Origin of the sequence: Acidovorax sp. NB1 (assembly GCF_005405905.1) — a bacterium.
Classification (GTDB): domain Bacteria; phylum Pseudomonadota; class Gammaproteobacteria; order Burkholderiales; family Burkholderiaceae_C; genus Acidovorax.
This window is the reverse complement of the sequence record NZ_BJHU01000007.1, coordinates 25876-33970: the sequence shown is the minus strand read 5'-3', so window position 1 is coordinate 33970 and position 8095 is coordinate 25876. Positions and strand designations below refer to the sequence as shown.

General features: G+C 64.8%; 7 protein-coding genes. All 7 read left to right on the top strand.

Annotation, left to right across the window (positions count from 1 at the left end):
* Window positions 1–460 precede the first annotated feature (460 nt).
* Window positions 461–1792 carry a sugar ABC transporter substrate-binding protein gene (locus AvAM_RS03425; protein WP_137745772.1) on the top strand — a complete coding sequence of 444 codons (1332 nt, stop codon included), beginning with the start codon at window positions 461–463 and terminating at the stop codon, window positions 1790–1792.
* A 230-nt stretch (window positions 1793–2022) separates the two neighbouring features.
* Window positions 2023–2886: a carbohydrate ABC transporter permease gene (locus tag AvAM_RS03420; protein ID WP_137745771.1), complete on the top strand. Its 864-nt coding sequence runs from the start codon at window positions 2023–2025 to the stop codon at window positions 2884–2886.
* 18 nt (window positions 2887–2904) lie between these two features.
* Window positions 2905–3750 (top strand): carbohydrate ABC transporter permease, encoded by an 846-nt coding sequence (locus tag AvAM_RS03415; protein WP_137745770.1) that lies wholly within the window; start codon window positions 2905–2907, stop codon window positions 3748–3750.
* Window positions 3751–3900: 150 nt separating this feature from the next.
* The gene (locus AvAM_RS03410) at window positions 3901–4944 is read left to right on the top strand and encodes an ABC transporter ATP-binding protein (RefSeq protein WP_137745769.1); all 1044 of its coding nucleotides are present in this window, start codon (window positions 3901–3903) and stop codon (window positions 4942–4944) included.
* Window positions 4941–5675, top strand: coding sequence for an SDR family oxidoreductase (locus AvAM_RS03405; protein WP_137745768.1), 735 nt, complete (start codon window positions 4941–4943; stop codon window positions 5673–5675). The genes AvAM_RS03410 and AvAM_RS03405 overlap by 4 nt, the downstream gene beginning before the upstream one ends.
* A 22-nt stretch (window positions 5676–5697) precedes the next feature.
* The gene (gene dalD / locus AvAM_RS03400; protein WP_137745767.1) at window positions 5698–7089 is read left to right on the top strand and encodes a D-arabinitol 4-dehydrogenase; all 1392 of its coding nucleotides are present in this window, start codon (window positions 5698–5700) and stop codon (window positions 7087–7089) included.
* 30 nt (window positions 7090–7119) lie between these two features.
* Window positions 7120–8052: an AraC family transcriptional regulator gene (locus AvAM_RS03395; RefSeq protein ID WP_137745766.1), complete on the top strand. Its 933-nt coding sequence runs from the start codon at window positions 7120–7122 to the stop codon at window positions 8050–8052.
* The last annotated feature ends 43 nt before the right edge of the window (window positions 8053–8095 follow it).

Below are 8095 nucleotides of genomic sequence, written 5' to 3'. Positions count from 1 at the left end.
GGAAACGTGCGGTGTTGTTCATGATGAAAATCCTTGAAGTTAAAAAGCGTCTCAAAAAAGCCGGGCCAAAAAACCATTCCTGAACCGGGTTCGGTGAGTCGCCTTGCGGGTTCGGCTCATCGATGGGTTGAACTGTACGCCGATGGTGTTCAGGGAAAAACCACCGGGTCGCGAACTGACTGTTCCAGTATTAGAAACAGTTGGCGCACACGGGGCGCGCACCTGTGCCGAAATTTGCGAGCGCATCGCCGGGCCATGGCAGGCATCCCAGGCACACAATGCACATACCCAATTGATATATCTAGGTATAAATCCTGAGATTCTGGCGAAAATTAGTATGTGTAAGGCTTTTCAAAGTATCAACTGAGCATCAGAGCATCGGTATCGTTCAGGCCATCAATGCCGCGATCCGACTGGCGTTGAATGGCCGATCCATACCAACTACGCAGGAGACGTTCCGATGCCCCGTTCCACCCGTCCACACACCCGCCTGGCCCTGGCCGTTGCTGCCCTGGCGGCATCGCTGTGCGGCGCCGCTGCGCATGCGCAGACCGAACTCGTGATTGCCACCGTGAACAACGGCCACATGATCGAGATGCAGAAGCTTTCCAAGAACTTCGAGCAGGCCAATCCCGACATCAAGCTCAAGTGGGTCACGCTGGAAGAAGGCGTGCTGCGCCAGCGCGTCACTACCGACATCGCCACCAAGGGCGGCCAGTTCGACGTGATGACCATCGGCATGTACGAAGCCCCCATCTGGGGCAAGAAGGGCTGGCTGCAGGAACTCAAGACCGACGCCGCCTACGACGTGGACGACCTGCTGCCCGCCGTGCGCAACGGCCTGTCCATCGACGGCAAGCTGTTCGCCGCGCCGTTCTACGGCGAAAGTTCGATGCTCATGTACCGTAAGGACCTGGCCGACAAGGCCGGCGTGCAGGTGCCCGAGCGCCCCACCTGGCCGCAGATCAAGGATCTGGCCGCCAAGATCCACGACCCCAAGAACGGCGTGTACGGCATCTGCCTGCGCGGCAAGCCGGGCTGGGGCGACAACATGGCCTTCCTGTCCACGCTGGTCAACACCTTCGGCGGCCAGTGGTTCGACATGCAGTGGAAGCCGCAGCTCGAATCCAAGCCCTGGAAGGATGCGATCACCTTCTACGTGGACCTGCTCAAGAACTACGGCCCGCCCGGTTCGTCGGCCAACAGCTTCAACGAGATCCTGGCGCTGACCAACTCCGGCAAGTGCGGCATGTGGATCGATGCGACCATCGCCGCATCGTTCGTGAGCGATCCCAAGCAGTCCAAGGTCGCCGACCAGATGGCCTTTGCCCAGGCACCTACCATGAACACCCCCAAGGGCGCCAACTGGCTGTGGTCCTGGAACCTGGCCATCCCCGCCGGTTCGAAGAAGGTGGACGCCGCGCAGAAGTTCATCACCTGGTCCACCAGCAAGGAGTATGTGCAGCTCGTGGCCAAGACCAACGGCTGGGCCAACGTGCCCACCGGCACGCGCAAGAGCACCTATGCGTCGCCCGAGTTCCAGAAGGCCGCGCGCTTTGCCGCCGCCGAGAAGGTCGCCATCGACTCGGCCAACCCGACCGATTCGACCCTGCCCAAGAGCCCGTACGTGGGCGTGCAGTTCGCGGCCATCCCTGAGTTCCAGGCCATCGGCATCGCCGTGGGGCAGCAGATGAGCGCTGCGCTCGCGGGCAAGACGACGGTGGATGCGGCGCTGAAGGCATCGCAGGTGTCGGCCGACCGCGAGATGAAGAAGGCCGGCTACTACAAGTAAGCATTCATCCGGCTACTGCGCGGCCCGATCTGGGGGTGGTGTTCCTCGCCGTACGATAGTACGGCTCCGGTACAGCACCCCCACCTCGGACCGCTCGCTACGCCGGCTGAACGCTTACTTCTCCGATGTCGGTAGCTTCGCCTGATGCACCCCGACTCGAAGCCTGTCTTGTCGCTCTCTTCGCTCTGGCCTTCAGGGTGTGACCCCGTCCAGATTTCTCCGAGACTCCCATGAACCGCCGCCTGCTCCCCCGCCTGCTGCTCACGCCAGCCATGGCCACGCTCTTCCTGTGGATGATCGTGCCGCTGGTGATGACGATCTATTTCTCGCTCATCCGCTACAACCTGATGCAGCCCGACCAGTCGGGTTTTGCGGGCCTGGAGAATTTCGAATTCTTCGTCACCGACCCGTCGTTCGGTACAGCGGTGGTCAACACCATCTTGCTGCTCGGGAGTGTGATCCTCATCACCGTGGTGCTGGGCGTGGCGATAGCGCTGCTCATCAACGAGCCGTTTCCGGGCCGGGGCATCGTGCGGGTGCTGCTGATCTCGCCGTTCTTCGTCATGCCTACGGTGAACGCACTGATGTGGAAGAACATGATGATGAACCCCATCTACGGCGTGCTCGCGCAGGTGTGGATGTTCTTCGGCGCGGCGCCGGTGGACTGGCTCACCGACCACCCGCTGTTCTCGGTCATCGTCATGGTGTCGTGGCAGTGGCTGCCCTTCGCCACGCTGATCTTCATGACCGCGCTGCAGAGCATGAACCACGAGCAGCTGGAAGCGTCGCGCATGGACGGCGCCAACTACCTGCAGCAGCTGCGCTACCTGTACGTGCCCCACCTGGGCCGCTCGGTGGCCGTGGTGGTCATGATCGAACTCATCTTCCTGCTCAGCATCTTTGCCGAGATCTACACGACCACCGCCGGTGGCCCCGGCGATGCGAGCACCAACGTCACCTTCCTGATCTTCAAGCAGGCGCTGCTCAACTTCGACGCAGGCGTGGCCTCGGCCGGAGCGCTGTTCGCGGTGGTGCTGGCCAACATCGCGGCCGTGTTCCTGATCCGCATGGTCGGCAAGAACCTCGACAAGTAAGACCCAGGGGCAACGATCATGACAACCACAACTCGACGCCGATCCAACTTTCCGCTCGGTCTGCTCGCGCTGCGCACCGCAGCCGCCTGGGGCGTGGCCCTGCTGCTGTTCTTCCCGCTGGGGTGGCTGTTCCTCACGGCCTTCAAGACCGAGCTGCAGGCCATTGCCGTGCCGCCGCTGTTCGTCTTCACGCCCACGCTGGAGAATTTCCATGAGGTGCAGGAGCGCAGCGACTACCTGCTGTACGCCAAGAACTCGGTCATCACCAGCGTGCTGTCCACCGTGCTGGGCCTGATGCTGGCCGCCCCTGCGGCCTACGCCATGGCCTTCTTCAAGGGCAAGTACACCAAGGACATCCTCATGTGGATGCTCTCGACCAAGATGATGCCCGCCGTGGGCGCGCTGGTGCCCATCTACGTGCTGGCGCAAAAGAGCCACCTGCTCGACACGCAGCTCGCGCTGATCATCGTGTTCGCGCTGTCCAACCTGCCCATCATGGTCTGGATGCTGTATTCGCACTTCAAGGACATCCCGCACGAGATCCTGGAGGCTGCGCGCATGGACGGCGCCACGCTGTGGCAGGAGGTGCGCCTGGTGCTGCTGCCCCTGGGCATGGGGGGCCTGGCATCCACCGGCCTCCTGTGCCTGGTGCTGTCGTGGAACGAAGCCTTCTGGAGCCTGAACCTCAGCGCCGCCAAGGCCGGCACGCTGGCCACGCTGATCGCGTCCTACTCCAGCCCCGAAGGTTTGTTCTGGGCCAAGCTGTCCGCCGCGTCGCTGATGGCCATTGCGCCCATCGTGGTGTTCGGCTGGTTCAGCCAGAAGCAGCTCGTCCAGGGCCTCACGTTCGGCGCGGTGAAATGACTCCCCCCCGAAGCGCCTTCGGCGCCTCCCCCTCAAGGGTGCGCAGCCAGCGGCCCGGCAAAGCCGGTTCCGCGGCTACCTCGCCTTGCATCGCTGTTCACACCACCGCTGCTGGCGGACCGGAATCAATCTGTTTTTTGGAGCTCTAGAGTGGCCTACCTTCAACTGCGCGGCATCGAAAAATTCTTCGGCGAGCACCGCGCCATCAAGGGCATCGACCTCACCATCCAGCAGGGCGAGTTCATCGTCTTCGTCGGCCCCTCGGGCTGCGGCAAATCCACGCTGCTGCGACTGATCGCGGGGCTCGAAGGCATCGACGGCGGCTCGCTCATGCTCGACGGCCGCGACATCACCGACCAGCCGTCGAGCAAGCGCGACCTGGCCATGGTGTTCCAGAGCTACGCGCTGTACCCACACATGAGCGTGTACGAGAACATGAGCTTCGCACTCAAGCTCGCCAAGGTGGACAAAGAGGTGATCGATGAGAAGGTGCAGAACGCCGCGCGCATCCTCAACCTCACGCAGTACCTGCAGCGCACGCCCAAGGAGCTGTCGGGCGGGCAGCGCCAGCGCGTGGCCATCGGCCGCGCCATCGTGCGTGCACCCAAGGTGTTCCTGTTCGACGAGCCGCTGTCCAACCTCGACGCGGCGCTGCGCGGCCAGACGCGGGTGGAGATCGCCAAGCTGCACCGCGACCTGGGCGCCACCACCATCTACGTGACGCACGACCAGGTGGAGGCCATGACCCTGGCCGACCGTGTGGTGGTGCTGCGCGACGGCATCATCGAGCAGGTGGGCACGCCCCTGGAGCTGTACGACCAGCCCGCCAACCAGTTCGTGGCCCAGTTCATCGGCACGCCGCAGATGAACGTGGTGCCCCTGCAGAAGCTGCCGCAACCCGTGCAGCAGCAAGCCCCGGCGGGCGCGGCGGGCGGGGCCATCGGCCTGCGGCCCGAGAACATCGCTGTGCGCGGTACGGGCGCGACACCGGTCACGGGCCAGGTGGACTTGATCGAGGCGCTGGGCGCCGAAACGCTGATCTACGTGACCACGCCGGGCGGCGCGCAGTTCGTCTCGCGCCAGAACGACCGCACGGGGCTGCGCGCGGGCGACGCGGTGAGCCTGGACATCGATGCCTCCGAGGCCCATTGGTTCGATACCGCCGGCCGCGTCGTGGCGGGCCACGCAGCATGAGCGCGGCGCGGGATCTGCAAGGGCAGGTGGCGGCCGTCACCGGCGCCGCCTCGGGCATCGGGTTCGCCAGCGCCAAGGCCATTGCCGATGCGGGCGCACGCGTGGTGCTGATCGACCGCGACGAGGCCGCGCTGGGCAAGGCCTGCGCAGCCATCGGCGCGAACGCCTCGCCGCTGGTACTGGATCTGCTCGATGCCAAGCAGTGCGCCAGCCTGCTGCAGCGTACTCTGGCGCTCGCTGGGCAGCTCGACATCTTCCACGCCAATGCGGGGCTGTACGTGGGCGGCGATCTGGTGGATGCCGACCCCGACGCCATCGACCGCATGCTCAACCTGAACGTCAACGTGGTGATGAAGAACGTGCACAACGTGCTGCCCCACATGATCGAGCGCGGCCGGGGCGACATCATCGTCACCAGCTCGCTGGCCGCGCATTTCCCTACGCCGTGGGAGCCCGTCTATGCATCGTCCAAGTGGGCGGTCAACTGCTTTGTGCAGACCGTGCGCCGCCAGGTGTTCAAGCACGGCATCCGCGTGGGTTCCATCTCGCCTGGGCCCGTCATCACCTCGCTGCTGGCCGACTGGCCTGCCGAAAAGCTGGCTGAAGCCAAGGCCAGCGGCAGCCTGATCGAGGCCTCTGAAGTGGCCGACGTGGTGCTTTTCATGCTCACCCGCCCACGCGGCATGACCATCCGCGACGTCGTGATGATGCCGACGAATTTCGACCTCTAGAACCCTGTTGTCTTCACGCACCATGAATTTCATCCTGCACCTGGGCCTGGGCTCGTTCCATCGCGCGCACCAGGCCGTCTATGTCCACGCATTGCGCCAACAGGGCGACACCGGCTGGGCCATCGCGGGCGGCAACCTGCGTCCCGACATGGCCGACACCATCGCCGCACTGCAAGCGCAGGGCGGGCGCTACACGCTGGAGACGGTCACGCCCCAGGGCGAGCGCAGCTACACCGTCATCGAATCCATACAGCGCGTGATTCCCTATCAGGATGACCTGGCCCCGCTCATCGCCATGGGTTCAGACCCGGCCACGCGCATCATCTCGTTCACGGTCACTGAAGCGGGCTACTACCTGGACGCGCGCAACGAGCTCGACTGGGCGACCTTTGCCGACCTGCGCGCCGACCTTGCAGCCGTGAAGGCCGGCCAGGCGGGCCACACCATCTACGGCGGCCTGGTGAGCATCCTGCGCGCACGCATGCGCTCGGGCGCAGGCCCCGTCACGCTGATGAACTGCGACAACCTGCGCCATAACGGCGAGCGCTCGCGCAGCGGGCTGCTGCAGTTCATCGACGCGCTGGGCGATGCGCAGTTGAAAACCTGGGTGGAGCAGAACACCACGAGTCCCAACGCCATGGTGGACCGCATCACCCCGCGCCCCACACCCGATGTGGCCGAGCGCGTGCGCGCCGCCACCGGCTGGGACGACAAGGCAGCGCTCATGGGCGAGAGCTTCATCCAGTGGGTCATCGAAGACGACTTCATCGCCGGCCGCCCCGCGTGGGAGACGGTGGGCGTGGAGATGGTGCAATCGGTGCAGGCGCACGAAGAGGCCAAGATCCGCCTGCTCAACGCCACGCACAGCTGCATTGCCTGGGCGGGCACGCTGGCGGGCTACCAGTACATCCACGAAGGCACGCACGATGCGGCTATCCGCCAGATGGCCTACGACTACGTGACCGACGATGCGATCCCCGTGCTGCTGCCGTGCCCCATCGATCTGGAACGTTACCGCGACGTGGTGCTGGACCGCTTCGGCAACCCCGCCATCGCGGACACCAACCAGCGTGTGGCCATGGACGCGTTCTCCAAGATCCCCGGCATGATCGCGCCCACCATCCGCGACAAGCTGGCGCGCAATGCATCGTTTGACAGCGTGGCAATGCTGCCTGCGCTGTTCCTGGCCTACCTGCAACGCTGGCACGCAGGGCAGATCCCCTACACCTACCAGGACCAGGCCATGGACCCGGCCATGGCCCATGCCATCTGCGACGCGCCTGACCCGGTGGCGGCCTATGCGGCAGACACGACCCTGTGGGGCGAAATGGCAAGCCACCCCCAGCTGGTGGACGCCCTGCGCAAAGCCTACGCCCGCGTGGTGGCCTTTGTGGCACAGCGGACGAGCGCCTGATGCTGGTGTAACGTCGGCCCACGCACAGCCATGACCGTGAAAACGCCCACCGCCCCGCGCCAGACCAAACCTGAGCTGGAGCACGACTATGTGCGCTCGCCCGAGCTGGGCTACGAGTCGCCGGACACGGCGGGCTTCATCCGCTGCCTGTCGCATGGCTTTCCCACGCCGCTGGCGCGCTGGCACTACCACGACGAGTACGAGCTGCACCTGATCACGGCCACCTCGGGCAAGGTCTTCGTGGGCGACTGGATCGGGCAGTTCCAGCCCGGCCACCTGGTGCTCACGGGCCCGCGCCTGCCGCACAACTGGATCAGCATGGACCTGCCCGAAGGCGGCGTGCCGCTGCGCGACCTGGTGATCCAGTTCTCGCACGCGCCGCTGGTGGCCAGCAGCGAAAGCATCCCCGAGCTGCGCGAGGTGCTGCCCCTGCTGGAGCGTGCGCGCCACGGCATCGAGTTCTTCGGCATGGAATCGCAGGCGCACGAGCACTGGCACCGCATCAAGGCGCGCCAGGGCCTGGCCCGGTTCGGCGCGTTCTGCGAATTTTTGAGCGACCTGGCGCGTTGCACCGACTTTCGCCTGCTGTCGAGCACGCAGCTGCAAAGCGAGGACAACGATGCCCAGCTGGACCAGATCAACGCCATCGTGAGCCGCATCACCGACCACCTGGCCGAGCCGCTGGCCGCCGCCGACCTGGCCCAGGAGCTGGGCATGACGGAAAGCCGCTTTTCGCGCTTCTTCCGGCGCGCCACGGGTAATACCTTCACCGACTTCGTGAACCTGGTGCGCGTGAACCGTGCCTGCCAGTTGCTCATGGAGTCCGACCGCTACATCACCCACATCGCGTACGACGTGGGTTTCAACAACATGGCCAACTTCAACCGCCGCTTCCTGGACATCAAGGGCATGACGCCCAGCGAGTTCCGCAAGCAGGGTGCGGGGAGGTTTGGCAAGGTTTGATGCGTCGCAGCGCCTTGGGTGGTGGTGAGGGCCAGTGAGTGTG

Bases quoted from the DNA above. Each gene is read 5' to 3' on its own strand.
- AvAM_RS03425 (WP_137745772.1), top strand. From the start codon at position 461: ATGCCCCGTTCCACCCGTCCACACACCCGCCTGGCCCTGGCCGTTGCT.
- AvAM_RS03415 (WP_137745770.1), top strand. From the start codon at position 2,905: ATGACAACCACAACTCGACGCCGATCCAACTTTCCGCTCGGTCTGCTC.
- AvAM_RS03420 (WP_137745771.1), top strand. From the start codon at position 2,023: ATGAACCGCCGCCTGCTCCCCCGCCTGCTGCTCACGCCAGCCATGGCC.
- AvAM_RS03405 (WP_137745768.1), top strand. From the start codon at position 4,941: ATGAGCGCGGCGCGGGATCTGCAAGGGCAGGTGGCGGCCGTCACCGGC.
- dalD (WP_137745767.1), top strand. From the start codon at position 5,698: ATGAATTTCATCCTGCACCTGGGCCTGGGCTCGTTCCATCGCGCGCAC.
- AvAM_RS03395 (WP_137745766.1), top strand. From the start codon at position 7,120: ATGACCGTGAAAACGCCCACCGCCCCGCGCCAGACCAAACCTGAGCTG.